The sequence below is a fragment of the Caulobacter sp. GW821-FHT12A07 genome (assembly GCF_058807655.1).
Map to the genome: position 1 here is coordinate 182,696 of NZ_JBXAQX010000003.1, position 25,843 is coordinate 208,538.

19 protein-coding genes are annotated in these 25,843 nt (G+C 69.1%); 8 read left to right on the forward strand and 11 right to left on the reverse strand.

Going from position 1 to position 25,843, the window contains the following annotated elements:
* Positions 1 to 144: 144 nt before the first annotated feature.
* The 4 genes from AC1RRS_RS07385 to AC1RRS_RS07400 are packed head-to-tail and all read left to right on the forward strand — an operon-like array spanning position 145 to position 6,103.
* Positions 145 to 3,561: a response regulator gene (locus AC1RRS_RS07385; RefSeq protein ID WP_492854579.1), complete on the forward strand. Its 3,417-nt coding sequence runs from the start codon at positions 145 to 147 to the stop codon at positions 3,559 to 3,561.
* A 9-nt stretch (positions 3,562 to 3,570) separates the two neighbouring features.
* Complete coding sequence (locus AC1RRS_RS07390) at positions 3,571 to 4,395, forward strand: CheR family methyltransferase (protein ID WP_492854580.1); 825 nt, start codon at positions 3,571 to 3,573, stop codon at positions 4,393 to 4,395.
* Entirely contained in the window at positions 4,392 to 4,970 is a 579-nt protein-coding gene (locus AC1RRS_RS07395) for a chemotaxis protein CheB (RefSeq protein WP_492854581.1), read from the forward strand. The genes AC1RRS_RS07390 and AC1RRS_RS07395 overlap by 4 nt, the downstream gene beginning before the upstream one ends.
* Positions 4,967 to 6,103: a hybrid sensor histidine kinase/response regulator gene (locus tag AC1RRS_RS07400; RefSeq protein ID WP_492854582.1), complete on the forward strand. Its 1,137-nt coding sequence runs from the start codon at positions 4,967 to 4,969 to the stop codon at positions 6,101 to 6,103. The genes AC1RRS_RS07395 and AC1RRS_RS07400 overlap by 4 nt, the downstream gene beginning before the upstream one ends.
* Before the next feature lie 66 nt (positions 6,104 to 6,169).
* Here AC1RRS_RS07400 and AC1RRS_RS07405 read toward each other — a convergent pair whose 3' ends face one another.
* Both AC1RRS_RS07405 and AC1RRS_RS07410 read right to left on the reverse strand, forming a co-directional pair.
* On the reverse strand, positions 6,170 to 7,555 hold the full coding sequence (locus AC1RRS_RS07405) for a sensor histidine kinase (RefSeq protein ID WP_492854583.1): 1,386 nt from the start codon (positions 7,553 to 7,555) through the stop codon (positions 6,170 to 6,172).
* Positions 7,548 to 8,225 carry a response regulator transcription factor gene (locus tag AC1RRS_RS07410; protein WP_492854584.1) on the reverse strand — a complete coding sequence of 226 codons (678 nt, stop codon included), beginning with the start codon at positions 8,223 to 8,225 and terminating at the stop codon, positions 7,548 to 7,550. The genes AC1RRS_RS07405 and AC1RRS_RS07410 overlap by 8 nt, the downstream gene beginning before the upstream one ends.
* Before the next feature lie 177 nt (positions 8,226 to 8,402).
* Between AC1RRS_RS07410 and AC1RRS_RS07415 the strand changes: the two genes are divergently transcribed.
* On the forward strand, positions 8,403 to 8,804 hold the full coding sequence (locus AC1RRS_RS07415) for a hypothetical protein (protein ID WP_492854585.1): 402 nt from the start codon (positions 8,403 to 8,405) through the stop codon (positions 8,802 to 8,804).
* Here the strand turns inward: AC1RRS_RS07415 and AC1RRS_RS07420 are convergent.
* From AC1RRS_RS07420 to AC1RRS_RS07455, 8 genes are all read right to left on the reverse strand, one after another.
* Positions 8,801 to 9,553, reverse strand: a complete 753-nt coding sequence (locus AC1RRS_RS07420; RefSeq protein ID WP_492854586.1) for a tetratricopeptide repeat protein — start codon at positions 9,551 to 9,553, stop codon at positions 8,801 to 8,803. The genes AC1RRS_RS07415 and AC1RRS_RS07420 overlap by 4 nt on opposite strands.
* A gap of 71 nt (positions 9,554 to 9,624) precedes the next feature.
* Positions 9,625 to 11,937, reverse strand: a complete 2,313-nt coding sequence (locus AC1RRS_RS07425; RefSeq protein WP_492854587.1) for a TonB-dependent receptor — start codon at positions 11,935 to 11,937, stop codon at positions 9,625 to 9,627.
* Positions 11,938 to 12,156: 219 nt separating this feature from the next.
* On the reverse strand, positions 12,157 to 12,939 hold the full coding sequence (locus AC1RRS_RS07430; RefSeq protein ID WP_492854588.1) for an energy transducer TonB: 783 nt from the start codon (positions 12,937 to 12,939) through the stop codon (positions 12,157 to 12,159).
* Positions 12,939 to 14,429 (reverse strand): surface lipoprotein assembly modifier, encoded by a 1,491-nt coding sequence (locus AC1RRS_RS07435; RefSeq protein ID WP_492854589.1) that lies wholly within the window; start codon positions 14,427 to 14,429, stop codon positions 12,939 to 12,941. The genes AC1RRS_RS07430 and AC1RRS_RS07435 overlap by 1 nt, the downstream gene beginning before the upstream one ends.
* 66 nt (positions 14,430 to 14,495) lie before the next feature.
* Positions 14,496 to 15,263 carry a Slam-dependent surface lipoprotein gene (locus AC1RRS_RS07440; protein ID WP_492854590.1) on the reverse strand — a complete coding sequence of 256 codons (768 nt, stop codon included), beginning with the start codon at positions 15,261 to 15,263 and terminating at the stop codon, positions 14,496 to 14,498.
* Between the two features lie 112 nt (positions 15,264 to 15,375).
* Positions 15,376 to 18,366 (reverse strand): TonB-dependent receptor, encoded by a 2,991-nt coding sequence (locus AC1RRS_RS07445; RefSeq protein ID WP_492854591.1) that lies wholly within the window; start codon positions 18,364 to 18,366, stop codon positions 15,376 to 15,378.
* Positions 18,367 to 18,504: 138 nt separating this feature from the next.
* Positions 18,505 to 19,482 carry a FecR family protein gene (locus AC1RRS_RS07450; RefSeq protein WP_492854592.1) on the reverse strand — a complete coding sequence of 326 codons (978 nt, stop codon included), beginning with the start codon at positions 19,480 to 19,482 and terminating at the stop codon, positions 18,505 to 18,507.
* Between the two features lie 64 nt (positions 19,483 to 19,546).
* Positions 19,547 to 20,092 (reverse strand): RNA polymerase sigma factor, encoded by a 546-nt coding sequence (locus AC1RRS_RS07455; protein ID WP_492854593.1) that lies wholly within the window; start codon positions 20,090 to 20,092, stop codon positions 19,547 to 19,549.
* Between the two features lie 276 nt (positions 20,093 to 20,368).
* On the opposite strand from AC1RRS_RS07455, the gene kdgD reads away from it, so the two are divergent.
* The 3 genes from kdgD to AC1RRS_RS07470 all read left to right on the forward strand — a co-directional run bounded on the left by kdgD (position 20,369) and on the right by AC1RRS_RS07470 (position 23,968).
* Positions 20,369 to 21,286 carry a 5-dehydro-4-deoxyglucarate dehydratase gene (gene kdgD, locus AC1RRS_RS07460; protein WP_492854594.1) on the forward strand — a complete coding sequence of 306 codons (918 nt, stop codon included), beginning with the start codon at positions 20,369 to 20,371 and terminating at the stop codon, positions 21,284 to 21,286.
* A 123-nt stretch (positions 21,287 to 21,409) separates the two neighbouring features.
* Positions 21,410 to 22,318 carry a LysR substrate-binding domain-containing protein gene (locus AC1RRS_RS07465; RefSeq protein ID WP_487290349.1) on the forward strand — a complete coding sequence of 303 codons (909 nt, stop codon included), beginning with the start codon at positions 21,410 to 21,412 and terminating at the stop codon, positions 22,316 to 22,318.
* Positions 22,319 to 22,378: 60 nt separating this feature from the next.
* Positions 22,379 to 23,968, forward strand: coding sequence for a carboxylesterase/lipase family protein (locus AC1RRS_RS07470; RefSeq protein WP_492854595.1), 1,590 nt, complete (start codon positions 22,379 to 22,381; stop codon positions 23,966 to 23,968).
* Between the two features lie 21 nt (positions 23,969 to 23,989).
* Here AC1RRS_RS07470 and AC1RRS_RS07475 read toward each other — a convergent pair whose 3' ends face one another.
* Positions 23,990 to 25,840 carry a DUF8034 domain-containing protein gene (locus tag AC1RRS_RS07475; RefSeq protein ID WP_492854596.1) on the reverse strand — a complete coding sequence of 617 codons (1,851 nt, stop codon included), beginning with the start codon at positions 25,838 to 25,840 and terminating at the stop codon, positions 23,990 to 23,992.
* Positions 25,841 to 25,843: the final 3 nt, after the last annotated feature.

The window sequence follows — 25,843 nt, forward strand, 5'->3', positions numbered from 1 at the left end:
GGGGACTTGTGATTTTCAGATCAAATTCGAGGCCGGCGACAATCAGCCGACTGGCATGGACGTCGACGTGATCGACCCCTGTCCGCCCCTTTTCCCCTGTTCCGGCCCGACAAGCGCGGCCCACGCCCACAGTTCGAGTTTCTCATGTCGCTGACCCCTTCCACCCGCGAGGCCGCCCGCACGAACGTGGACCTGTGGACCACCCTGGGCCTCGTGACCGTGCTGGCCTTCTTCCTGATCAGCGGCACGATCGCCTATCGCAACATCCAGGTGCTGCGGACCAACAACCAGATGATCATGCACTCCCACAAGGTGCAGATCGCGTTGGACGAACTGCTCTCCACCGCCCAGGACGCCGAGACAGGCCAGCGCGGATACCTGCTGACCGGCAACGACCGCTATCTGGAGCCGTATCAGAGCGCGGTCACCGCCGCCGCGACCCGGATCGAGGCCGTCGCCTCACTGACCCAGGACAACGCCGATCAGCAGGCCAACACCCGCCAGCTGCGCAAGCACATCGACGCCAAGCTGGCCGAACTGGACGAGACCATCACCCTGCGCCGCAGCCAGGGCGCCCAGGCGGCGCTGGCGGTCGTTTCCACCGATCGCGGCAAGACCGAGATGGACGCCATCCGCAGCCAGCTCGACGTCATGCGGCAGGAGGAAAACCGGCTGCGCGCGCTGCGCATCGCCGAGATGCAGGAAGCCTACAAGACGGCCACGGCCAGCGGCGTGCTCTCGGGCCTGCTGGGCGCGCTGCTGACCATCGCGGTGTTCGTCCTGGTCCGTCGGGCGGCAACCGCCCGCGCTCGCGAGGAGTGGCTGCAGTCGGGTCAGGTCGGGCTTTCCGATGCGATGATGGGCGACAAGTCGGTCGAGGAGCTGTCCGACGGCATCCTGTCGTTCCTGGCCGGCTATCTGGGCTTCCAGGCCGGGGCGCTGTTCAAGGGCGAGAACGGCCACTTCTATCGCGCCGCCGCCCTAGGCATTCCCGCCGACGCCAACGTGCCCCTGCGGTTCAGCCTCAAGGAAGGCCTGCTGGGCAAGGTCGCCGCCGAAGGCCGGGCGACGATCGTGCGCGACGTGCCGGACGGCTACATGACCATCGGCTCGGCCCTGGGCGCCGACAAGCCGCGCCACCTCGTCCTGGTCCCGACCCATGCCGACGACACGGTCAACGCCGTCATCGAGCTTGGTTTCCTGCATCCGGTGGGCGACCAGGTGCTGAGCCTGCTCGACCAGGCCTCGGCCTCGATCGGCATCGCCCTGCGGTCGGCCCGCTATCGCGTCGAGCTGCAGAACGCCCTGGAGGAAACCCAGCGTCAGTCCGAGGAACTGCAGGTGCAGAGCGAGGAGCTGCGGGTCTCCAACGAGGAGCTGGAGGAGCAGAGCCGCGCCCTCAAGGAATCCCAGACCCGACTGGAGCAGCAGCAGGTCGAGCTGGAACAGACCAACAGCCAGCTGGAGGAACAGGCCCAGACGCTTGAGACCCAGCGCGACGAACTGGAGCGCAGCACCGCGGCCGTCACCTTGAAGGCGCGCGAGCTGGAACAGGCCAGCCAGTACAAGTCCGACTTCCTGGCCAATATGAGCCACGAACTGCGCACGCCGCTGAACTCGCTGCTGATCCTGTCCAAGCTGCTGAGCGACAACCCCGACGGCAATCTGTCGAACGAACAGGTGAAGTTCGCCCAGACCATCGCCTCGTCGGGCAACGACCTGCTGACGCTGATCAACGACATCCTCGACCTCTCGAAGATCGAGGCCGGCCACATCGAGGTGCGGCCCGAGACGGTGAGCGTGCAGCGCCTGGTGAGCGACCTGCGCCAGTTGTTCCAGCCGGTCGCCGACGAGCGGCGCCTGGCCTTCGAGATCGAGATCGACCCCGCCTGCCCGACCGCCTTCGAGACCGACCGCCAGCGCCTGGAGCAGATCCTCAAGAACCTGCTGTCCAACGCCTTCAAGTTCACCGAGAAGGGCGGCGTCACCCTGGCCATCAAGCCGGCCGCCGAGAGCCTCGCCTTCGCGGTTCGGGACACCGGCATCGGTATCGCGCGCGAGCAGCAGGAAAGCATCTTCGAAGCCTTCCGCCAGGCCGACGGCACGATCAGCCGCAGATACGGCGGCACCGGCCTTGGCCTGTCGATCTCGCGCGAGCTGTCACGGCTGCTGGGCGGCGTGATCGGCCTGGAGAGCCAGGCCGGCCAGGGCAGCACGTTCACGGTGACCCTGCCCGTCGCCTACGATCCCGCCCGTATCGCGCCGCGCGACACTCAGGTTCGCGCCGAGACGCCGGCGCCCACCGGGTCGCCTCAGCGCGCGCCGCGGCCGGTTCAGACCTTGGAGGACGACCGTGAACAGCTGGGCGGCTCGCGCCGCGTGCTGCTGGTCATCGAGGACGACGAGGTGTTCGCCGGCATCGTGCGCGACCTCTCGCGCGAGATCGGCTTCCAGTGCCTGGTGGCCGGCACCGCCGGGGAGGCCCTGAAGCTGGCCAAGCGCTTCAAGCCCAGCGCCGTGGTGCTCGACGTCGGCCTGCCCGACGAGTCCGGCCTGATGGTGCTGGACCGCCTGAAGCGCGACGACGCCACGCGCCACATCCCGATCCACGTGGTCTCGGCCAGCGACCACGCCCAGACCGCCCTGTCGCTGGGCGCCATCGGCTATCTGGTCAAGCCGGTCCGGCACGAGGACCTGGCCGACGTGCTGCGCGGGCTGGAGGCCAAGCTGGCCGGCTCGGTGCGACGGGTGCTGATCGTCGAGGACGACCCCGTGCAGCGCGACGCCGTCGGCAAGCTGCTGTCGTCGGGCGACGTCGAGACCGTCGGCGTCGGCACCGCCGCCGAGTGCCTCGAACAGCTCAAGCAGCAGACCTTCGACTGCATGGTGCTGGACCTTTCGCTGCCGGACGCCTCGGGCTTCACCCTGCTGGAAACCCTGAGCCAGGACGGCGACCGCGCCTTCCCGCCGGTGATCGTCTACACTGGCCACGACCTGTCGGCCGACGACGAGCAACGGCTGCGTCGCTATTCCAGCTCGATCATCATCAAGGGCGCCAAGTCGCCCGAGCGCCTGCTCGACGAGGTGTCGTTGTTCCTCCACCAGGTGGTGTCGGAGCTGCCGGCCGAGCAGCAGAAGATGATCCAGAAGGCGCGCAATCGGGACGCCGTGCTGGAAGGGCGGCGGATCCTCATCGTCGAGGACGACATCCGCAACGTCTACTCCCTGACCAACGTGCTGGAGCCCCGCGGCGCCATCGTCGAGATCGCCCGCAACGGCCAGGAGGCGATCGACGCCCTGGCCCGCGCGGCCAATGATCCCGCCCGCGCCGTCGACCTGGTGCTGATGGACGTGATGATGCCGGTGATGGACGGCCTGACCGCCGCTCGCGAGATCCGAAACGATCCCAGGTGGGCCAAGCTGCCGATCCTGATGCTGACCGCCAAGGCCATGCCAGACGACCAGGAACGCTGCATCGCCGCCGGCGCCAACGACTACATGGCCAAGCCCATCGACGTGGACAAGCTGCTCTCGCTCGTCCGGGTCTGGATGCCGAGATAGGCGATCCCTGTGCCCGAAGCCGTCGTCGATCTCGAAATCCAGCTGCTGCTGGAGGCGCTGTACCAGCGCTACCACTACGATTTCCGCCACTATGCGCGGGCGTCGATCAAGCGACGCCTGGTGCAGGCGCGCGACCAGTTGGCGTTCCCGACCATCTCGGCGATGCAGGACCGCGTGCTGCACGACCCGTCGTTGCTGCCGCGACTGCTCGACTATCTGACCGTCCAGGTCAGCGAGATGTTCCGCGACCCGTCCTACTTCCGGGCGCTTCGGGAGAGCGTGCTGCCGCACCTGAAGACCTATCCCTCGCTTAAGGTCTGGATCGCCGGATCCAGCACCGGCGAGGAGGTCTATTCCCTGGCCATCCTGTTCCGCGAGGAAGGCCTCTACGACCGGACGCTGTTCTACGCGACCGACATCAATCCCGAGGCCCTGGCGGCCGCCGAAGCCGGGGTCTATCCGCTCGAGCGGATCCGCAAGTTCACCGAGAACCACCAGAAGTCCGGCGGACGGTCCTCGCTCTCGGACTACTACACCGCCGCCTATGGCCGGGCCGTGTTCGACAAGACGCTGCGCGAGCGGGTGGTGTTCTCCGACCACAGCCTGGTCACCGACGCCGTCTTCGCCGAGATGCACCTGATCTCGTGCCGCAACGTGATGATCTATTTCGACCGCCCCCTGCAGGACCGCGCCATCGGCCTGTTCCACGACTCCCTGGCCCGCAAGGGTTTCCTGGGACTGGGCTCGAAGGAGAGCCTGCGGTTCTCGGCCCATGCCGGCGGCTTCTCGGACTTCGTCCCGGGCGAGAAGATCTACCAGAGGCGCGAGCCATGAGCAGCGCGTCCCCGAAAGCCGTCGTGATCGGCGCCTCGGCCGGCGCCGTCCAGGCGCTGCTGACCATCCTGCCCGCCCTGCCCGCCAGCTTCCCCCTGCCGGTGCTGGTGGTGGTGCACGTGCCGCCGGACCGCGACAATGTTCTGGTCTCCCTGCTGCAGGCCAAGTGCCGGCTGACGGTGAAGGAGGCCGAGGACAAGGAGCCTCTGGTCGGCGGGACGGTCTTCTTCGCGCCGTCCGACTATCACCTCCTCGTGGAGACGGACGGAACCCTGGCCATCTCCACCGACGAGCCGGTGAACTATTCGCGGCCGTCGATCGACGTCCTGTTCGAGAGCGCCGCCGACGCCTTCGGCGAGGCCCTGGTCGGCGTCGTCCTGACCGGCGCCAACCACGACGGCGCGGCGGGCTTGCGGGCCGTTACGCAGGCGGGCGGAACGGCGATCGTCGAGGATCCGAACTTCGCCCATTCCCGGGCCATGCCGCTCGCAGCCCTCGAAGCGAGCCCGGGAGCCGCCATCATGACCATCGATGCGATCGCATCGTACCTGTCGAGTTTGGGAACCGCGCGATGATCGCCGAAAAGCCGATCAACTTCCTCCTGGTCGACGACCTCGAAGAGAACCTGCTGGCGCTGGAAGCCCTTCTCCAGCGCGACGGCCTGACCTGCCTGAAGGCCCGATCGGGCGAGGAGGCGCTGGAGCTTCTCCTGACGCACGAGGTCGCCCTGGCCCTGCTCGACGTGCAGATGCCCGGCATGGACGGCTTCGAACTGGCCGAGTTCATGCGCGGCAGCGAGCGCGCCCGACACATCCCGATCATTTTCCTGACGGCCGGCGCCGCCAACCTGCAGCGCCGCTTCCGCGGCTACGAGGCCGGGGCGGTCGATTTCATCCAAAAGCCGATCGAGCCGAACGTCCTGCGCAGCAAGGCCGCCGTGTTCTTCGACCTGCACCAGCAGCGCCAGCAGATCGAACGGCAGCGCGACGAGCTGGAGGCGGCCGCCCAGGCCCTGCGGCGGGCCGACCGTCACAAGGACAACTTCCTGGCCGTGCTGGCGCACGAGCTTCGCAACCCGGTCGCTGCCCTGGGCGGCGGCCTTCACCTGCTCAACAAGGACATCCCGCCCGAGCGGGCCAGGGACATCCGCGTGCGCATGGACCGGATGCTGTCGCACCTCTCCCACCTGGTCGACGACCTGCTCGACGTCTCGCGCGTCAGCCAGGGCAAGATCTCGCTGAAGAAGGAGCGGATCGAACTGGGCGATGCTCTGCGGTCGGCGATCGAGGCCAGCCAGCACAACATCGACGCCGGCTCGCACCGCTTCGACGCCGACCTGCCCGACAAGGCGATCTGGCTCGACGCCGACCACACGCGCGTGGCGCAGATCGTGGCCAACCTGCTCAACAACGCCGCCAAATATACCCCGCCCGGCGGCGAGATCACGCTGACGGCGCGACGCCTGGACGCCGAGGTCGAGATCCGGGTCACCGACACCGGGGTCGGCATCCCGCCGGCGATGCAGTCGCGCATCTTCGAGATCTTCGCCCAGGTCGAAGACCATCTGACCAAGGCCCAGGGCGGTCTGGGCATCGGCCTGGCCCTGGTCAAGCAACTGGTCGCGCTGCATCGCGGGACGATCGAGGTCGAGAGCGCGGGCGAGCACCTGGGCAGCACCTTCATCGTGCGGCTGCCGACCATCGATTGATGAGCGCGGCTCACCGCGTCAGAGAGCAACGCGTTCCGACCCGAGGGCCCGGCGTCGCCTGACGTATTAGTCGCCGGCCACGAGGTTGATCTCGAACTGCAGCCCACGCGCCGAAGGCGTCACGGCGATATCGCCGCCGTGAGCGGAGACGATGGCGGCCACCGTCGCCAGGCCAAGGCCATGGCCCGCCGTGGTGCGCGACGGATCGAGACGCACGAAGCGCTTGAAGATTCTGTCGCGATCTTCTGGCGGCACGCCCGGCCCGTCATCGCCGAACACCAGCCGGACACTGTGGCCGGTCGCTCGCGTCAATATGCGGATCCGAGCCCCGGCGCCCGCGTGGAACAGGCTGTTGTCCATCAGGTTCGACAACGCCTGCAACAGCAAGGGGCGATCGCCGCGAACGGTCGCGGGCTGCAGGTCGAGCGACAGCGTCATGCCGGCCTTTTCCAGGGCCGGACCATAGGCTTCGGCCAGTTCGTGGACGAGCGCGACGAGGTCCAGAGCCACGAAACGGTCGCGCACGGAACGCCCTTCGATCTCCGCGAGCGCGAGAAGACCCGACAGCAGGCCCTGCAGGTCGTCGACCTCGCTCAAAGCGCCTTCGACACGCGCCTTCCGGGCGCCATCGGTTGTCTCCGCCTCGATATCCTCAAGGCGCGCGCGCAGGCGGGTCAGGGGAGTGCGGATGTCGTGGGCGATGTCGCCCGAGACCTGGCGCAGGTTGCTCATCAGGGCCTCGATGCGATCGAGCATGCGATTGAGCACCGCGGCCAGTTGGTCGAACTCGCCGCCCGAGCCGTCGACCGGCATGCGGCGGCGCATGTCGCCGGCCATGATCCCTTCGGCGGCGCCGTGGATCGCGTTGAGACGCCGTTGCACGACCCCGCCGAAGCCGAAGGTCGCCAGTACGCCCACCGCCGCCACCAGGCCGGCGCTGATCAGGAACACGCGCAGCAGGGCGCGGTCGATATCGAGCAGGTCGGCGCGGTCGGCGGCCACGACCAGTCGGCCGCCGCCAGGCAGGGGCGCATTCATGGCCTGGGCGACGCCGTTGCTGCCGTCGGGCCGGCGGAACCGGATGAACTCGCTCCAGCCGGGCGGCGGCGTCTCGGCCTGGAAGTCCCCGGCCCTTCGCCTGCCCGACGCGTCGAGCACGATATAGCCCATGCGGCTGCCGGCCTCGGATCGCCCCGCCAGATAACCCAGCGTGCCCCGGGCCGGACGCCGGTCGCGATCGGTCACCGCCCGCACCAGCACGTCGAAGCCTGCCCGCTCGTAGGTGGCGAGCAGCGACTGGGTTTCCAGCTCGATGCGATGATCCAGCTGCCGCTCGATCTCGTGGTGGACCATGCTGAACGTCACCACGCCGACCGCCAGCGTCAGGACACAGGAAATCCCCGCCACCACGAGGCTGAGGCCACGAACGGTCCTGGGCGTTCGACTACGCATCGTCGTTCATCATGTAGCCGGAGCCTCGGACCGTGCGGATGGCGCTGCGCTCGAAGCCTTCGTTCAGCTTGCTGCGCAGCCGGGACATGTGGGTCTCGACGATGTTGGTCTTGGGATCGAAACCGAAGTTCCAGACCTTTTCGAGCAGCATGGTCCGCGTGACGATGCGGCCGGGATTGCGCATCAGCTGCTCCAGCAAGGTGAATTCCCGGGGCTGCAGGTCGACCGAGCGCCCGCCCCGACGCACCTCCCGGCGCAGGAGGTTCATCTCGATGTCCGCCACGCGCAGGACCGTATCGAACTCGCCGGTCGGCGGTCGACGGCCCAGCGCCGCCACGCGCGCGGCGAGCTCGACGAAGGCGAACGGCTTGACGAGGTAGTCGTCAGCTCCCTCCTCCAGGCCGTCGACCCGATCAGCGATCTGGGACATGGCCGTCAGGAGCAGGACCGGCGTCGTCCGCCCCTGCGCGCGGATCGCCTTCAGGACCGACAGTCCGTCGACGCCAGGCACCATCCGATCGAGCACCAGAACGTCGAAATCACGCTCGGCCAGGCGCCGCAGCGCCACCGAGCCATCGGCCTCGACCTCCACCACATGGCCACGCTCCGTCAGGCCGCGCTCGATGAACGCAGCGGTCTCGGGATCGTCCTCGAGCAGGAAGACCTTCATGCCCGCCTTACCGTGATGTTGGCCGCGCTATACATTTTCCCAACCTTGCTTCCAGCGCATCGACACGCCAGCGCCAAACGATAAGGCTTGGCCGCGCACCGTCCGCTCGCCCACCCTAGGCCGATATCCCCCGTCGTGATCCACGCTCAAGCCCAGCCTCCGCAACAGAGCCCGCCGATGGACGGGCCTCGCCAGGCCGTGTCTGAGCGCTGCGCCCGGATCGGCCTCAAGCTCACCGACAAGCGTCGCGAACTGATCGAACTGCTCGACGGGATGGACGCGCCCTTCGACATGGAACAGGTCTGGTGGACCGCCCACAACCGGGGCCAGCGCGTCAACCGGTCGACGCTGCATCGACTGGTCGTCGACCTGGTGGCGGCGGGGGTTCTGAACGAGATCGGATCGATCGACCGCCAGCGCCGCTTCGCGCCGCCCCTGCCGGTCGATGTACAGGTCCAGACCCCCGAAGGTCGCGTAGCCGTGGACGACGCGACCCTTGCCGAGATGCTGGCGCGCGTGGCCGCCAGCAGCGGGCTGACCGTTGGCCGGGGCAGGATCGTCATCACCGTCGAACCCTAGCCCGCCGCCGGACCGGAGGCGTCCAGGCGATCGGCGAGGTCGCGATAGGCCGCGACGGGCGCGCTGCGGAGAAAAGCGACCATCTTCGCCGTGAACGCGGCCGTCGCGGTTGTCGCCGCCCGTTCGAACTGCGCCAGCGCGCCGGCGATCTCGCCCTCGGCGGCCAGCACCCGACCGAAGTTGAACTGGCCGCGAAAGTCGCCGCCGGCCGCGGCCCTGGCGTAGCAGTCCCGGGCCTTGGCGAAATCCTGAGCGACCTCCCAGCCGTCCTCGTAGAAGCCGCCCACCACGTTGATCGACTTGGCGTGGCCCAACTCGGCCGCTCGCTCAAACCAGGCCAGGGCGGCCTTGCGATCGGCCTCCACGCCCTCGCCCAGCATGAGCCGGGTGGCGAGGTTGTACATGCCCCAGCCGGAACCCGCCTCGGCGGCCTGGAGATACCACTGAGCCGCGACGGCGAGGTTGGCCGCCACGCCCCAGCCGTTCTCGTAGCAGCGGCCGACCATGTTCAGCGCCATCGGATGCCCCGCCCCGGCGGCCCGCAGGAACAGCGCCAGGGCGCCGGCCGGGTCGGCGGGACCGCCAGCGCCGTCGAGCAGCATCTGCCCCAGCAGGGCCTGGGCCTCGGCCACGCCAGCGGCGGCCTGCTGCGCCAGCCAGGCTCGCGCGGTCTCGGGCGGCCCTGAAAGGACCTTGGCGACGGCGGCGGCGATGTCGCCCGGGGAGACGTTTTCCGAGGCGGTGTCCATGGACCCTCACCAAAGCGAAAGGCCGCGCCCGCCGAAAGGCGGACGCGGCCGGTTCAGGGATGTCGTCGCGCCTAGAACTTGGCGTTCAGCGACAGGACGGCCGAGCGCCCCGGCGCGATGGTCGCGTAGTGCGAGGCGTAGGCCTGGGTGTAGTAGACCTCGTCGGTCAGGTTCTGAATGTTGAGCCTGGCCGAGAGGTTCTGGTTGATGGTGTAGGTGGCGTTCGCGTCGAACCGCCAATAGTCGGGCACCCACTTGGGCGTGGTGGCGCTGGCATTGCCCATGACCTTGGCCTGGTAGTTGGCGCCCAGGCCGACCTTCAGCTTCGGCAGAACCTCGTACGTCGTCTGCACCGCGAAGCTGTGCTTGGGCGTGTTGGGGAACTGCATGCCGTCGGTCAGACCCGCCGCCGCGCCCGAACCGCCGTTCTTGACCAGGATGGCGTCGAGATAGGTGTAGCCGCCGAAGACGTCCCACTTTTCGGTGATCGAGCCGGAGGCGCCCAGCTCGTAGCCACGCACGCGCTTCTCACCGGCCATGGCCACGGTGCCGTCGGTCTGGGTGATGCGGGCGTTGGTGGTCTTCACCTCGAACGCCGCGCCGGTCAGGCTGAGCTTGCCGCCGAACACGTCCCACTTGGCGCCGGCCTCGAGGGTGGCGTTCTCTTCCGGGCTGAGGTTGGCGTTGACCGTGCTCGACAGCGCGTTGCCGTCGCTGCCCTGGTTCAGGGCGTTGCCGGCCGGGGTCGAGGCGGTGGCGTAGGACAGGTAGATCGCGCCGGCCGTCGTCGGCTTGTAGACCACCGCGGCCTGGTAGTTCAGCAGGTCGTCCTTGCGCTCGTAGGTCGAGCGGGCGAACGGCGTGGTCGTCGCCCGGGCGCTGACGTAGCGGGCGTCGTAGCTGTCGTAACGCAGGCCCAGGTTCACCTGCCAGTGCTCGTCGAACTCGATGGTGTCGAAGCCGTAGATCGACTTGGTGACCGTGCGCGAGTTGTTGGGGTTGTTGACCCGCGAGATCGTGCCGGTGAACGGGTCGCTGGTGTTGGGATTGGCCAGCGTCGTGCAGACATAGGCGGCGATGGCCGCGGCCGAGCAGCTGCTGAACGTCGAGGCCAGGGCGCCGTTGTAATAGACGTTGTAGCTGTCGTTCTCGCCTTCCTCGCGCGACAGCTCCAGGCCCGTGGCGAAGTTGTGCTGGATCGAGCCGGTCTGGAACTTGCCGTAGAAGTCGGTCTGGTTGGTCAAGGTGCTGACCTCGCTGACGCGGCTGTTGGGACGGCGCCAGACCAGGCCGTAGTAGATGTTGCCCTTGCTGTCGTCGGGCTGGGTCCAGATGTAGTCCTGGCCCGTCTCGGCGTAGCGGGTGGTGTTACGCAGGTGCAGGTTGTCGCCGAAATCGTGCTCGAAGCGGACCGTGCCCATGTCGACCCGCTCGCGGCGGAAGTCGCGGCCCTTGACGCCGTACCAGGCGCTGCGGTCGGCGAGCAGCGGCTGGCCGTCGCCGGTCTGGTAGACGCGCGCGCGGCCGTCGGTGCGGGCCACGAAGGTCGGGTTGTTGTACGGGATCCCGCTGTCGGGGATGTCGTCGCTCTGCATGTGGTAGTAGCTGACGACGACGCGGTTGTCGGTTCCCAGGCCGAAGGCGACCGAGGGGGCCACGCCCCAGCGGCTGTAGTGGACCTCGTCGCGGCCATCGACGCCGGCGTCGTGGGCCATCAGGTTCAGGCGCACGGCCACGCCTTCCGCGACCACGTGGTTCACGTCGAAGGTGGCGCGCTTGTAGTCGGCGGTGCCGACCGCGACCTGCCCGCCGATCGAGTCCTTCAGGGTCGGGGCCTTGTTGCTGATGAAGACGCCGCCGCCGGCGCCGCCTCGGCCGCCGTAGCTGCCGGTCGCGCCCTTCACGACCTCGACGTTCTCGACGTTGAAGACCTCACGCGACTGGGAGCCGATGTCGCGCAGGCCGTCGACATAGGTGGCCGACTGGGCGTCGTAGCCGCGCAGGAACGGACGGTCGCCGACCGGATTGCCGCCCTCGCCCGCGCCGAAGGTGATGCCGGGCACGGTGCGCAGCGCCTCGACCAGGCTGACCGAACCGGTCTGGTCGATCAGGTCGCGCGGAATGACGGTGATCGACTTGGGCGTGTCGCGCAGCGGCACGGTGATCTTCGGCGAGGCGGACTGGGCCTTCTTGCTGTCGACCTGTACGCCGGAGACTTCGGTGGTGTCGCCGTTGTCCGGCGCGGCGGTGGTCACCGGCTCGTCAGCGACGGTCGCCGCGCTGGCGGCCGCAGACAGGCCCAGGCCGGCGACGCCCGCGACCGCGGCGGCGCTCAAGGCGCGCCGGCTCAAGCTGCGAACGCCTTGGGTGGAAGTGTTTCTCATGATCTCGATCCCCGAAGCCCTGCCCGGCTGGGATCAACCGAGCGCCTCTGTTCCTGACAATGCGAGGCGCTCTTAACTTCCACCTATCGCCACATCAATGAGAAGCAGTCGCAACAAACATTGATTATTCCCAATGTTCACCAAAGTCCTTCGGCTGAACCCGAAAGGTTGGTGATCCTTGGCAGCGCAAACTCATCTTCACTGAGGCCCGCGGAGACCTCAGCGCACGAAGAAATCGACCGGCACGACCACCTCGACCGGGTCGCCCGGCACGTCGTCGGGCGGCGGCGGCATCGGCGAGGCGCGGCGGACGGTGGCCAGGGCCTCCTCGTCGAGCAGCGGATAACCGCTGCCGCGCGTGATCCTGGCGCTCAGCACCGCGCCGCGCCGATCGACCGTGAAGGCGACCTGGGCGACGCCCTCCTGTCCCTGGCTCTGGGCCCTGCGCGGATAGCGGCGATAGGCCTTCAGGCGGCCGAGCAGCAGGCCTCGCCACGTGACGGCGGCGTTGCGGTCCGTGGCGGCCGAGGTGCGCGGCGCGGCCAGCGCGGGCGCGGCCGGGGCCGCCACGGCTGGCGGCGCGGAGGCTTCGCTGCGGACCGAGGGCTTGGCCTCGCCTTCGTCCTCGGACGGCGTCGGACGCTGCGGAGACGCCGGCAGCACGCCGCGCGGGTCGGGCTGGCGCGTCTTGATCTGGGGCGGATCGGGAGCCGCAGCAGCGGCGGGACTGGCCTTGGCTTCGGGTCCCGGCGGTCGTTCGTCCTTGGGCTTGGGTGGCGCGATCGGGGCGACGGCGAACTCGACCGCGATCGCCTCGATCGGCGCGGCGGGCGGCAGGTCGGTCGGCGAGGTCAGGCGGATGTACGCGCCGAGCGCCAGGGCGACATGCAGCGCCACCGCCCCCGCGAGCGCCGCCGACCACCGCCGCCTGCCGCCGGCGGCCGTGGAGCCGTCATAGGGGATCTCCAGCACGGCCGGAGACGGGAGCACCGACTGCAACATCAGAACACCCGCTCCAGCTTCAGGCTGGCCGCGACCTTCTCGTAGGAGAACAGCCAGTCGATGCTGCTGGCGGTCCTGGCGTACTGCAGGGTCAGGCTGGGCGTCAGGCCGGCCCGCGCCAGGCCCGGCGCGCGGAGGATGGCGGTGATGCTCTGCTCGTCGTCGCGGCGACGTACCTCCAGAGCCTCGTTGATGGCGTCCCAGCGCTTGCGGCGAGCCGAGGCGAACAGGCTGCCGTTCAGGCCCTTCCACGTCGGGCTGGCCGCACCAAGGCGCAGGCCGACCTGACCGTAGGCGTTGGTCGGCAGGTCGGCGTCCTTGTCGCCCAGATCCGCGCCGCCGAACACCGTCCAGCCGCCCGGCAGTCCGCGCCAGGCGGTGAGAAACAGCGAGACCAACCGGCCGTCCAGCGGCGCGAAGTCGGCCTGGCGGTAGCGCATGTCCTTATAGTCGGCCTCCAGCTTCACAAGGGTCCGGACGCCCAGCGCCCGAGTGGCCTCGGCGTGGATTCCGGGCGCGTCGTAGAGGCGCGAGGGTCCAAAGGTCGAGACGTCGAAGGACGGCGCGATCCCGAAGGCGTAGCGGGCGGTGCGATAGTCGAACCCGACCTGGCCGACCAGGGTGGCCTGGTTGTAGCGCGGCTCCTCCGGATAGAACTCGCCGTAGGAGATCGCGCGCAGCGAAAGGCCGGCCGAACCGCGCAGCGGCAGGCGGCGGGTCAGGGTCCCCTCGAAATTGACCGTCGCCGCGCCCAGGGCCTGCGGCGTCTTGCGATCGAAGAAGCAGATCCCCTCCGGGCCAGGGATCAGGCAGGCATAGCTGCCCGAGGCCTGGTTGATGTTGCTGTTGTAGCCTGGCCCCAGGGCCAGCGAGCCGCGCCACGCCCGGCGCTGATCAAGAGCGGTGACAAACCCTTCGACCGTGCGCCGCACGCCGGCCGCGCGCGGATCGCCCGTCGGCAGGTCGGCCAGGATCGCCTGGAACGCCGAGCGCGCCTCGCGGTCGCGCTGGTTCTCGAACAATACCCGCGCCAACTCGACCCTGCCCGGCATGAAGTCCGGCTGCTTGGAGAGCAGGTCGCGGAAAGCCCGCTCGGCGCCGCGCAGGTCGCCGTCCTGCCGCGCCAGCATGCCCTGGGCGTAGAGAGCCAGCATCGGATCGTGGTCCGGCAGGGCCAGATAGGCCGCCAGGAACCGGCGCGCGTCGGCCCATTGGCGACGACCGACCGACAGGTAGAGGGCCTTGCCGACGTCTTCGACGCCGGGCCCGACCGTATAGGCCTGACCGTCGATGACCAGCACCGAGGGCGAGGCGTCCTCCAGCGTCTTGGCCTCGCGCTCGGCGGCCTTGCGGGCCAAATCCTGGTCGAGACGCAGGCGGATGTCGTCGTCGACCTGGGCCCGGGCGGCGCCGGCCAGCGCCAGAACGGCGAAAGCCGCGCAGCCGGCGGCGACGCGGATGGAAAGATGCCTTGCGGACCTGCGGATCATTCGAATGCCTTCGAACGCGCTTGGGACGGGGACCGAAGTCCCCGCCCCGCGCGACGGTTACGCGCCTTAGTTCTTCGTGCCGCCGAAGGCGGTGTCGTACTGGCTGTTGCCGCCGAAGGTGACCAGGCCGGCGAGCGCCGCGGCGCTGGCGCCGAAGAACTGGCCGCTGACCGAGCCGCCCGAGGCCAGGGTGGAGGTCCCTTGCGTGGCCGTGGCGTCGGCCGTGGTGCTGGCGATGTTGACGCCCGAGATGCCCACCGAGCCGATATCGACCGTGTAGCCGGTCGAGGCGCTGGTGACGCTGCCGCTCAGCGTGCCGGCGCCGAAGTTGGCGCTGAACGTGCCGGCCAGGATGCCGTTGCTGCTGTAGCCGCTGATGCCCTTCACCGCGTAGGTGGCCGTGCCGGTGGTCGGGACGGTCGTGCCGGTGTTGTCGCCCACGTAGTAGACGGTGTGGGTGCCGTCAGCGACGTCGGCCGTGTCGGACCATTCGCCGAAATAGAGGTCGGCGTTGCTGACCTTGGCGAAGTTGAACACGCCCATGCCGTTGTGGCTGCCCGGCGCGGTCGAGGGGTTGTTGATCGTGGTCACGCCGTTGACCGGCGGAACCGACGCCTGCAGGCCGGCGAAGTCGACATAGCTGCTCAGGCCGATGGCCGCCACGGCCACGCCCGGCTTGCCCGAGGTGTGCGGACCGGCGTTGATCGTGCTGGCGCCGACGCGCAGTTGGCTGGTGTCGGTCGACTGGCCCACGATGGCGGCCTGGGCGACGCCGGCCAGGGCGACGGCGGCGATGGGGGCCAGGATCAGCGCCTTGAAGGTCGAACGGGACATCTCGTCTTCTCCGATGCTTGGTTGATGGTCTCGTTGGTGAGACCGGGGCATCCAGCGGCCGCCGCCGCGCCGGTGGGGATCCCGACGCGCCGAAGACCGTGAATTGGGGGGATCAGTAGCGGGCGGTCATGCTGAGCTTCAGCGTGCGCCCGGGGGCCGGCTGGGCCGTGCGGGTCAGCGGGTCGGTGTAGTAGCGGTCGTTGAGGTTCGTGCCGGTCAGTTCGAAGCGGATCTTCTCGTTGAGCTTGAAGTTGGCGTAGGCGTCGACGGTGACGATCTCGCCCCACAGGTAGGGCGTGTTCAGGCCCCAGCCGTCGACGCGGGTCGCCCGCGCGCCGCCAATGAAGCGATCGAGCTCGGGGTTATCGTAGGCGCTGTAGTAGACGCCTCTCACCCCCACCTCGAGACGCCGCTGGAGGAAGCGGGCGCCGAGGTTGAGATTGACCGTGTCGGTCGGCGTCGCCTGGGTCAGCAGATAGCCGCCGACGAAGCCGTAGTTGACGCAGTCGGGCACGACGCCCGTGCTCGTGGCCTTCATGATCGCCGCTTCGGGATCGCAGACCTTGTTCTTGATCATGTGCGAGGCGCCGAGGTCGGCGAAGAACCGGCCGTTGTCGTAGCGGGCCTGCAGCTCGATCCCCTCGATCAGTTGCTTGTCGATATTGGTCAGCAGCAGCTGCGAGCCGCGCTCGATGACGTTGCGGGTGTCGCTTCGGAACCAGGTCAGCTTGAAGTCGGCCCGCTGGCCTTCGGGCAGGTCGAGCAGGGCCGAGAGGTCATGCACATAGGCCGCCTCCCAGGTGCGGGCGTGTTCGGGCTTCAGCGGGCGGGTCGGGTCGGTCGAGGCCGAGAAGCCGATCGTGCTCTCGAACATGCTGGGGAAGCGGTAGGCCTCGGCGTAGCGGACATAGGCCCGCGCATTGGGCGTGAAGTTGAAGGTCGCCGAGACCACCGGCGTCAGGCCGTCGCCGCGCTTGGTCTCGGCGGTGAGGTTGACCGCTTCCTGATTGCGAGAGGCCACGCAGTAGCCGGTGGCGTTGGCGACGCTGGTCAGGAAGCCGTTGACGCACGGGTTGGTGGCGCGGGTGTAGCGGCCCTCGCTGTCAGGCAGCCAGGCGATGGTGTTGTTGACCGTGCGGCCGTTGACCAGGGTGCGATACAGCACCGAGCCGTCGGTGAAGACGTAGTTGGTGAACACCACGCCCTTGCCGATCTGCTCGGCGAGGAAGTCGTCGACCGCCCAGAAGTGCGAGTAACGCAGGCCGGCCGACAGGGTGATCTCGCTGACCGGCCGCCACTCGACCCGGGCGTGGAGATTGTACTCCTCACGGCGACCGGCGCGGGGGTACTGCCGCCAGCCGTCGAACGTGCCGGCCCAGACGTCGGGCGAGGTCAGCTTCTCGTGCTGCCAGTCACCGGCCAGGACGAGGTCGAGGCTCTGGGCAAGGCGCGTCTTGTTGCTGAGGCTCAGGCCGTAGCGGTCGTTCTTGGCGTTGGCCAGGGCGGTGTTCTTGAGGATCGGACTGGCCGCGCTCTGCGCCCAGTTGGGAAAGCCGCCGGCCGAATAGGTGTGGCTGTTGGTGCGGGTCAGCCAGAGCGTGCTCTTCAGGTCGATCCACCGGCCGCCGGGCTTGTAGCGGTAGTCGAGATTGTAGGCGGTGGCGTGGACCTCGCTCAGCGGCCACTGCACCTTGCCCATGCCGTTCTCGCCGGACGAGACGATGCGCGAGGGCATGATCTCGCCATAGGTCGAGACGCTGTCGCGAACCCCGAACTCCAGAGTCTGATCGTCGCTGATCTTCCAGGCCAGCTTGCCCAGCCACGAGCTCATCTCGCTCGAAGTGTTGGGCACCTCATTGCCGGGCTCGTAGTTGAAGGCCAAGCGCTTGATCAGGTCCTGCGGGCCGGACGGCGTGGGCAGGTTGGTCTGGCTGTAATAGCCGGGCACGGTTTCGCCGGCGTAGTAGTTGCCGCGCTCGCGCCAGGCGTAGGCGACCAGCCATTCGACGTCGTCGGTGCGGCCGGCCACCGCCATGCGGGCGGCGCGATCGCCCAGCGACACGAGGTCGTTGTCGTCCGAGGTTCTGGGCGTCACCCGCAGGGAGGGATCGGCATACGGGCTGCTGGGATAGCCGGCGGTTCCGGTCGAGCCGGGGAACCCGGACACATTGCGATAGTCCTGGCCGGTCAGCAGGGTCGGCAGATGCGGCTTGACCGAGTTGCCGCCACCTTCGATGCGGACCTCGGCGCCGTAGCGCTCGCCCTCGCGCAGGATGTCGCCCGGCGACAGGGTGCTGATGATCACCGCCCCGCCCGTCGAGGTGTGGACGCCGGCCGTCAGGGACGGACCTTTCAGCACCTGCACGCCGCCGATCAGGCTGGGATCGATGTAGCTGCGGTTGTTGGCGCCGTTGTAGCCGCGCCAGACCGTCAGAGCCTGCTCGCCGCCATCGATGATCACCGGAACGCGGCCTGGCCCTTCGATCCCGCGGACGCTGGGATCGAGCGCGCCGCTGTTGCGGGCGTCGCCGCTGAAGACGTTGACCATGCCCTTGAGCACGTCGGCGGGGCTGACGCCCTTGTAGCGCTCGACCACCGCCCGGCCGGCATAGGCGGACGAGCCGTCGAGGTCGTAGATCCCGTCATAGCCGAGGGCGTCGCGAGCGCTCAGCGTCTCGCCTTGCCCTACGGCGCCCTCGACCTGCAGGGCGTCGGTGACGACAGCGCCCTTGGACGCGCCTTGGACGGTCGGCGCGGCGTCCAGGGTGACGACGCCGGGCCTCGCCTCGCGCCAGGCGACGCCGCTGCCGGCCAGCAGGCGCGAGAGGATCTCGCCCTGGCTGAAGCGGCCGCGCACGGCGGGCGAGCGGCGGCCGTACGGCGCTTCGACGGCGTAGACGATCTGCACCTTGGTCTGCAGCGAGAACTGGGCCAGGGCCTGGGGGAGCGGCTGGGCCGGAATGTCCACCTCGTAGACGGCGGCTTCCTGGGCCGCGGCGGGAAGCGCGGCCAAGGCCAGAGGGCTGGCCGAGGCCAGGGCGAGGCACAACGACAGTCGGCGCAGGCGCGGGAGAAGACCGGGGCGGAAAACAGGCGTCGTCATGTCGTGGGCGGATCTCGTCTGGCGGCCGCCCATTGTTGCGAGCGACACTCAATTGCATCTCAATGTTGATGAGACGAAACCAGGCCGCGAGATCCCCTAGCGTCCGCGCGCATTTTTTTGCGGAACGCCGAAACCGTTTCAGTAGAGCAGGATGAAATCGCCCAGTCGGGCCGTGCGCAAGCGCAGCGACGCCGCCAGGGCGTCGATGGCGTCGTCCGGTTCGGCGACATCGAAGACGCCCGACACCGGCTTGGCCGCCAGGGCCTGGCCACGCACGAACACCTTGCCCCGGCGATAGCGGCCGATCTCGTCGACCACCTCGGACAGCGGGCGGTGGTAGACGATCAGACGCCCCTGCCGCCAGGCGTCGACCGCCGCCGGATCCTCCAGGGCCAGAACCTGGGGGGCCGCGCCGTCGAGCCAGGCCCCCTGCCCCGCGCGCACCACGGCCGCGCCGTCACCGCGCGCAGGCTGGACCCGCACGGCCCCGCGCAGCACGCTGACCCGAGCCTTGTCGCCGTTCAGCCGCACGTCGAAGGCCGTGCCCAGCACCCGGGCGCTGCCGGCCCGGCTCTCGACCACGAACGGCCGGGTCGGATCATGGACGACGTCGAAGAAGGCCTCGCCCTTCACCAGCCGCACCCTGCGCCCCTCAGGACCATAACGGACGTCGAGCACCGCGCCGGTGTTCAGGGTCACCGCGCTGCCATCGGCGAGCACATGGCGGCGCACCTCGCCGACCGGCGCGGTCAGATGATCGGGGTTCGGCGGCGCGATCGTCCTGACGGCCACGCCACTCGCGACGGCCAGCACCAGGCAGGCGGCGATCGCCGTGGGGACCGACCAGGCGCGGCGGCGCGGGCCCGCTGGCGCCGATCCCGATCGCCGGCGACGCGGCGAACTCGCGGGCGGCGTGGCGGCGAGCGCCATCAGGCCAAGGATGCGATCGGCTTCGTCCATGGCCTCGGCGCGGCTCGGACCGTCCGCCAACCAGGCGGCGTGCTCGGCTCGCGCGGCCTCGCCCGCGCCGTCGCGCAGCCGCAGCGTCCGGCGCGCCGCCGCGTCGAACAGCGCCTCGTCATCGCCTTTGCCCCTGCCTTTGACCGTGTCGTTCATGTGGACTTTCGGGTCCTCCCGATCACAGGACGAACCGGCGAGCGCCCTTCCCCTAGTCTCGTGCTCATGCATCGCCGCGGGCTTCCTTCAGGCGACGCCGGCAGTGGCTCATGGCCTTGGCCAGATGGTTCTCTACCGTGCGCGGCGAGATCCCCAGGCGATCGCCCACCTGCTGCATGGTCAGGTCCTGGCCGCGATAGAGCAGGATCACCTCGCGGCACTTGTCGGGCAGTTCGGCGATCGCCGCCTGGACGATGGCGATCTCCTGGCGGCCCGCCACCACCTGGAAGGCCGACGGCGCCTCGCTGCGGGCGTCCGCCGGCAGGTCGCCGGGCGTGACGCGGCGGGCCTGGGCCGAAGCCTGCCGCTGCCGGTCGACGACGAGGTTGGCGATGATCCGGCGCAGGTAGCTGAGCGGATTGCGCACCGCCCGGCCGTCGAAGTCCGGCGAACGAACGAGGTCGAAGAGCTTGAGCCAGGCGTCCTGCATGACGTCGTCGGCCAGGCTGGCCGACCGCGTCTTGCGAAGGGCGAAGCGCCGAAGCTCGTCGTAGTGGACTTCCAGCAGCCCCGGCAGGTCAGGCGTCGTTCCCCGCTCGCCCGTCAGCATGGCCCCACGCACCCGAAATCAATGAGAATGATTCTCAGAAACTTTCGTCGGTTTAGCGGGGGCCGCGCAGCACGTCAAAGGCCATCGTTCCCCGTAGGGCGAGCAGCCCGGGCGCCTGCGCCGAAAGCCCGCCTCGCTACGGATTCCCATCAAGCCAATTCCGGTATTGGTCGATAGCGCCTTTGGCTTAGACCCCGACACGGCGGCTCACTACCGTCACCCTCAAGAAACGGCCTCCCGGCGTGCGGGACCAGGCCGTCGCTCGGAGAGGACTTCATGAGCCAGATGTCGCCGACGGACGTGGCCCGCCAGCTCGGCGGCGGCCTGCTGTCGTTTCCCGTCACGCATTTCGACGACCAGCACCGGTTCCTGGAAGCGCCCTATCGCGAGCACTGCGCCTGGATGTTGGACCACGAACTGGCCGGCCTGTTCGCCGCCGGCGGCACGGGCGAGTTCTTCTCGCTGCGTCCGGACGAGGTGGGCCAGGTGGTGCGGGCGGCGGTCGCCGAGACCGCCGGCAAGATCCCGGTCATCGCCGGCTGCGGCTACGGCACGGCGATCGCCGTCGACTTGGCGCGCGATGCGCAGGCGGCCGGCGCGGACGGCCTGCTGCTGCTGCCGCCCTACCTGACCAACGCCACGCAGGACGGCCTGGCCGGCCACATCGAGGCGGTCTGCAAGGCCACCGACCTGGGCGTCATCGTCTACAACCGCGACAACGCCATCATCAACGAGGACACCCTCGAGAAGCTGTGCGACCGCAACCCCAACCTCGTCGGCTTCAAGGACGGGGCCGGCGACCTGGAACTGATGATGCGGGTCTACGCCCGGATGGGCGACCGGCTGACCTATATCGGCGGCCTGCCGACGGCCGAGACCTTCGCCCTGCCCTATCTGGAGATGGGGGTGACGACCTACTCCTCGGCCATCTTCAACTTCCTCCCGGATTGGGCCCTGGCCTTCTATAAGGCCGTGCGCGCCCGCGACCGCGAGACGGTGATGACCGGCCTGCGCGACTTCGTCCTGCCCTACATCGCCCTGCGCAATCGCGGGAAGGGCTACGCGGTCTCGATCGTCAAGGCGGGCATGAAGGCCGTCGGCCGCGACGCCGGTCCGGTGCGCCAGCCCCTGACCGACCTGACCGACGCTGAGTTGGCCGAGCTCGAAGCCCTGATCGCCCGCGTCCGGGGTTAGGTCCTGAACGCGCTCGTTCCGCTCCGGCCGCCGGCCCTTCTTCCCGGGAAGAAGGCGCTGGCGATCGGCCCCAACGAACGTCTAGCCTCGCGACTCCAGGGTGTTGTCGACGGGCGCTTTCCGATGTTCGAACTGAGCCAGCTTCGCTGCTTCGTCGCTACCGCCGAAGAGCTGCATTTCGGCCGCGCCGCCCAGCGGCTGAACATGACCCAGCCGCCGCTGAGCCGGCAGGTGCAACTGCTGGAGCGGATCCTCGGCGTCACCCTGCTGGACCGCACCAGCCGTTCGGTGCGCCTGACCCCGGCCGGGCGCGCCTTCCTGCTGGAGGCCCGCCGCATCCTGCGCCTGGCCGAGAGCGCGGCCCTGGCCACGCGCCGCATCGCCAGCGGCGACGCCGGCCAGATCGCCATCGGCTTCACGGCGGTCTCCGGCTACAGCTTCCTGCCGCGCCTGGTGATCCTGTCCAACGCCCGCCTGCCCAACGCCGACCTGACCCTGCGCGAGATGGTCACCCGCGAGCAGGTCGAGGCCCTGCTGACCGGCCGCATCGACATCGGCCTGGTGCGCCCGCCGATGGACCGCGCCGAGTTCGCCACCGCCCGGGTGCTCAGTGAACCGCTGGTCGCCGCCTTGCCCAACGGCGACCCTCGCCTGGCCAAGGCCGGCCTGACCCTGGCCGACTTCGACGCCGGCCCGCTGATCATGTATTCGCCCGAAGGCGCGGGCTATTTCTACAACATGCTGACCACTCTGTTCGACGCCCACGGCGTGGCCCCGAACTACGTGCAGCACGTCACCCAGATCCACTCGATGCTGGCCCTGGTCCATGCGGGCCTGGGAGCGGCGATCGTGCCGGAGTCGGCCATGAGCCTGCACTTTGACGACGTGCAGTTCCGCCCCGTCGAGACCACGCCCGACCGGCCAGTCGAGCTCTACATGGCCTGGCGCAAGGACAACGAGAGCCCGATCCTCCAGACCTTCATCGACCTCTGCCTGGCCGAGGCCTCGCCGGCGGAGACGGGCGAGCGCTGAGGCGCCGTCTCTCCCGTCGCGGGCGCACGGCCCAACGATAAAAGACGGGAGAAAACACCCATGACCCTCGACCGCCGCGCCGTGCTGGGCGCAGCCGCCGCGCTTGCCGCCCCATTGGCTGCGCCCCTGGCCGTTCCCCTGAAGGTCAACGCCGCCGGCCGCGCGGCGCCGGTGGCGACCACCACGGCCGGGCGGGTGCGCGGCGTCGAGGTCGACGGCATCAAGGTGTTCAAGGGCGTGCGCTACGGCGCCGACACCGCGCCGCGCCGCTTCCAGCCGGCGCTGGCGGCCCAGCCCTGGAAGGGGATCGCCGACGCCCTGGCCTACGGCCCGGCCTCGCCGCAGTTGAAGGCCGACGAGCCGACCTCGGAGGACTGCCTGTTCCTCAATGTCTGGACGCCGGGCCTGGCCGACGGCCGCAAGCGGCCGGTGATGGTCTATGTCCACGGCGGCGCCCACGCCAACGGCTCGGGCTCCAGCCCGCTCTATGACGGGACCTGGCTGGCCAGGACCTATGACGTCGTCGTGGTGACGGTGAACCATCGCCTCAACGCCTTCGGCTACGCCTATCTCGCGCGGTTGGGAGGGGCCGAATTGGCCGACAGCGGCAATGTCGGCAACCTCGACCTGATCCTGGCCCTGCAATGGGTGCGCGACAACATAGCCGCCTTCGGCGGAGACCCTGGCGCCGTCATGACCTTCGGCCAGTCGGGCGGCGGGGCCAAGTGCGTCACCCTGATGGCCATGCCGCGGGCGGCGGGCCTCTACCACAAGGTCGCGACCATGAGCGGCCAGCACGTCACCGCCATGGGACCGATCCACGCCACCATCCGCGTCCGGGCCTTCATGGAGAAGCTGGGCCTGAAGCCGGACGAGACCGACAAGCTCAAGACCCTGCCCGCCGGCCAGTTGGTCGAGGCGCTGAAGATGCGCGATCCGTTGGAGCGCAAGGGATCGATCGTCTTCTGGTCGGTGCTGGATCACGGCGTTCTGCCGCGCCATCCGTTCTATCCGGACGCGCCGCGCGAGAGCGGCCACATCCCGATGATCATTGGCAACACCCACGACGAGACCAAGGCCTTCCTCGGCGGCGATCCCAAGAACTTCGCCCTCACCTGGGACGAGTTGCCGGGCAAGCTGGAGAACGAGCTGGTGCTCGACATGTCGCCCGAATACCTGGTCGGCCGCTATCGGGCGCTCTATCCGGCCGCCAGCCCCTCGGACCTGTTCTTCGCCATCACCACGGCCGGGCGTTCGTGGCCGGGGCATCTGGTCCAGGCCGAGCAGCGGGCCAGGATCGGCGCGCCGGCCTGGATGTACCAGCTGGACTTCGGCGCCCAGACCGACCCGAAGATGGGCGCCTATCACAGCTACGACATCGCGCTGGTCTTCGGCACGCTGGATGCGCGGGGTTCGATGACGGGCACCGGGCCGGCGGCGATCAAGGTCCGCGACCAGATGAGCGCCGCCTTCGCCGCCTTCGCGCGGACGGGAGACCCCAACTGCGCGGCGATCCCTTCTTGGGAGCCCTACACCCTGCCCAAGCGGGCGACCCTGGTGGTCAACGAGACCTCGGCGATGGCCGATGATCCTCGCCGCGAGGAGCGGGAGATCTTCGCCGTCGCGCCGTTCATGAAGGAAGGGACGTAAGGCCCTTCCTTCCGGAGGGGCTCAGGCCTTGCGGTCCCACGGAAAGCTCAGCGTCGGAGCGTTCACGTGCCGACGCATCTTCAGGGTCAGGCGCGCGCCGCTTCCCGGCGCCAGGCGCACGGTGAAGGCCGAGGCCTCGACCGGCGCGGCGGCGGCGTCGCCGATCGAGGCGCTGACGATCTGGTGCTCGCCATAGGCGCCGCCCTGCACGGTGACGCGGCGGCCGGCGACCTGGTTCAGGTTCACCAGGGAGACCACCGTCTCGTCGTCGCTCAGCTTTTCCACCAAGGCGGCCACATCTTCCGGCACGCCAGCCCGGCGGCGGTCGGGATCAAAGTAGCGCAGGCGCACGTAGTGCAGCGCCCCGCCCTGGGCCGGCGAGGTCTTCGACCAAGGCGGCCGGGCGATGTGGATGCCGCCTTCCATCAGGTGGATGAGGGCCGTGACGCTGGCTGGGTTGATGTCCAGCGTCGCGTCGGCCAGGCGGGTGTCGGGGGTGGACGTGTCGTCCCGCCTAGCCTGGGCGCGGGCGCGCACCCGTTCGAGGTCGCCGCGCAGGGTCTTGGCGGGATATGAAGGGTCCTTGCCGTCCAGCCAGTCGAGCCAGGGATGGGCCGCCGCGCGGGCACGATCCGAGCCCTTCATCGACAGGTACCAGATCTCCAGCCCGTTCAGCTGGTGCTCCCCGGGCGCGTAGGCATACCAGCCCTTGGGGCCGTGCATGCGCGGGGTCGAGACCTTGCCGTCGATGACCTTCTTCTGGGCGTTGATGACGTCGGTCTGCCGCCGCCAGACGTCGAGATACTTGTCGTCGCCGGTCAGCAGATAGGCGTTCATGAAGCCGACGACGGCGCGGGGCGTGCGGTTGCGGTCCTCGCGCTTGCCGGTCTGGGGCACGACGGGGCTGAAGCCCCAGCCATAGACCCCGCTCCACCACTGGCCCTTGGGGCCGCCGATCCTGCCGTCCAGGCCGACCTTGCTGGGGATGACGTCGCCATTGGCCCGCGCCCGGGCGATCCAGCCGTCGACATAGGTCAGGATCCAGTCGCGATACCGGGGCTCGTGGTCGAGCATGTAGGCGTTCATCACCAGGCTGGTGGCCTGCAGGTTCAGCGGGCTGTCGCCGACCACGTCGCCGTATTCGTCGTAGTGGCGCAGGGTCTCCTCGTAGGAGCGCTCGCCGTGCTCCATGTAGAAGTGCGTCACGTCGAAGGGATCGCCGGCCCAGTCGAGCGGCGTGGCCTGGCGCAGCATCGGACCCCGGCTGCCGGTGATCATGCTGCTGATGATGTTGAGCTTGGGATCGTAGTTCGGCGTGGTCGGATCCTCGCCGGTGTAGAAGCCCGAGAACCGTCTGGCCCGCTCGCGAAAGCGCGGATCGTTGGGCGCCGACAGCCCCAGCAGGTTGAACACCGACAGCCCTTCGGAAAGGTGCTGCCAGTCGCTCATGACCGGGAATTCCTTGTAGTACATGCCCTCGCGGGCGAACGGCACGTCCTTGGTCCTGGCCGCCGTATATTGGCGGACATTGCCCTCGAAGGCCTTCTGAGCCAGCTCCAGCACCCGGTCGCCGGCGCCCAGGGCGTGCAGGGTCGGCCAGTCGTTGACGTTCTCGATGGCGTCGTCGGGGCCGTCGTTGGCGCCCCAGCGCTCATAGGCGAGCAGGTAGCCGCGGTCGTCGAAATAGCGGGCGAAGAAGGCCTCGCAGGCCTCTTCGTTGGCCTTCAGCAGTTCGCGTTGCAGCAGGGCCCATTCGGGCGCGGCCATCGGGGTCGCGACCTCGAGCGCGGTCGGAGAAGCGACGGCGGCCCGGGCGGGACCGGCGAAGGCCAGGGCCGAGGCGCCGGCCAGGACGTGGCGTCGTGAAAGCATCGA